The sequence below is a fragment of the Moorena sp. SIO3I6 genome (genome assembly GCF_010672095.1).
In genome coordinates this window covers 1-2,033 of record NZ_JAAHHU010000880.1, presented here as the reverse complement: position 1 = coordinate 2,033, position 2,033 = coordinate 1, and the positions used below count along the sequence as shown (strand labels likewise).

Below are 2,033 nucleotides of genomic sequence, written 5' to 3'. Positions count from 1 at the left end.
ACCACAACATAATCTGAGCATGGGGTTCACCATGTTGTGTAATTCTCAGGGGAGATGCCATGTAAACAATTCCTTCAATTAATTCGGCTTTTTTTAAATCAGCCATAGCGGAATAGCGACGCTCAAATTCAGCAAGGGTTAGTTGATCCCCATTTTCTAAAGGAGGAATAGTCGGGTTCCGAGTAATTGTGGCAGTTGATTTCATTATTTTCGGCTCTACTTTATTTGTTATTTAACAGCGAACAGGGGAAAAGTGGGGAGATGGGGAGATGGGGAGGTGGGGAGATGGGGAGATGGGGAGATGGGGAGAATTTTATTGCTGATAAAACTATTATTTTAATAATTATAGCGTTTTGCTTGTAATAGCGTTTTGTTTGTAGCTTAACTAGAATGCCGATTCCCGATTCCCGATTCCCGATTCCCTAAAACCAAAGAATTTGCACCTCACCCAAGTAATAATTGCTATATATCAAAAACTGCCGACACTTTCAAATTAATATCTTTAAACCCAGGAGATAACACTAAATCATTCCCATAAAAGCTACCCACTTCTGTCTGAGGGGGCGACGAAATAATCTAAAACGCAGACTCTATAAGTAATCTAGCCCTTAGACCTCGTTGATAATACTTTCGTTGTCTTGATGCAGTCGCTCATGGGGGAAACCCCCAAGACCGCGCTGCATCGCTTATTAGGACCCACGTCTCATTAATTCGGTTACTAATTCTAGACAAACATCTTTGAAGTTAACCCAGGTTTGACCATATAAACCAACGTAAAAACTGCTATGTCTTCTCTCCAATCGGCCAGATTCTTTTACACGAGACACATAGTTTTGGATTCCTTTACGTTTAATGTTATGACCTTGAATAGTTGCCGAAGTATAAGCTATAATCATCAATAAAACTAGAGAAATAAAGCGTTTACCTTCAACGTTAGTCTTTTCTAAATTATAACCACCTGTCTTAAAATCTCTAAACATTTCCATGCCTCGCTTCGCTCGCCAGGCTTCGCCAACGAATCAAATCTTTGTTTGTCGGCTGAAATCGCCGAATTTAAGCTATCCAAATTTGTCAAAATAAACCATCCTTCTTTTGGGGCTACTCCGTTAAGTTTACGTTTCCATTTAGCGGCAATATTAAAACTTAGGAAACCACGAGTCTTCGTGACTTTAATTCCTTTAATAAATAAAGACACTCCAGGTACTAGACCTAAATCATTTAATTTAATCCAACTCTTTTTTTGATATTCAACTAACTCATTCTTTTTTAAACGCAAACAAAAATCTCTACCCAATTCCTGAAGATGATTTGCTAACTTTACCGAACAAAATTCTCGTTCGCGAAGCGTGACCAAAGGTCAATCTCCCAATACACAGATTTTAGAGTTTTTTAAAATCGGGATAACTTTTGATAAAATACTTTGTTGTTCTTTTAAATTACTACTACCTAACTTGGGTAACAAGGTAAAATATAGTGGAAACGCTCTGTCTTGATGCAGTCGCTCATGGGGGGAACCCCCAAGACCGCGCTGCATCGCTTTTATCCCAAATGAGGCTAACCATGAATAAATTGATATAACACCAATTCGTTCTATCAATTGCTAAATAAATTAGTTTTTCATCGGTAAAGTATCTTTTCAAGCATTCTTCAACTATTGGAAACCACAAGTCTTCAATTGTTAACTTTGGTAACGATAAAAATCTTTAGGTGCGACCCGTGGCGAATTTAATTCGCCAACGGAAAGCGCACCTTCGGATTCTTTTTCTTCTACTTTTAAATTTAATGGGTAAAGGGAGAGCATTGGCTAATTTTTCTAAATTAACTTTTTTAATTGACTGTAATAGATTTATAAAAATTTTTAAGAAAATATATTCAGCTAGACTCAATTGACTTTTGAGATGGTTTTGGTAGAATTCTGGTAACATTGTCTATAGGTAGGTCTTGTTGCAAATTGAGAGACCTACCTTTTTATACCACAAAATCCTACAAACTTTACATACCAAGCATTTCAGACTGTTTCGTCGCCCCCCCAG

At 37.4% G+C, this 2,033-nt stretch carries 2 pseudogenes; both read right to left on the bottom strand.

Annotation, left to right across the window (positions count from 1 at the left end):
* A pseudogene (locus F6K49_RS43920) lies at nt 1–205 on the bottom strand (Uma2 family endonuclease); the annotation flags it as partial.
* Nucleotides 206–716: 511 nt separating this feature from the next.
* Nucleotides 717–1,925, bottom strand: a pseudogene (locus F6K49_RS43915) (hypothetical protein); the annotation flags it as partial.
* Nucleotides 1,926–2,033 lie beyond the last annotated feature (108 nt).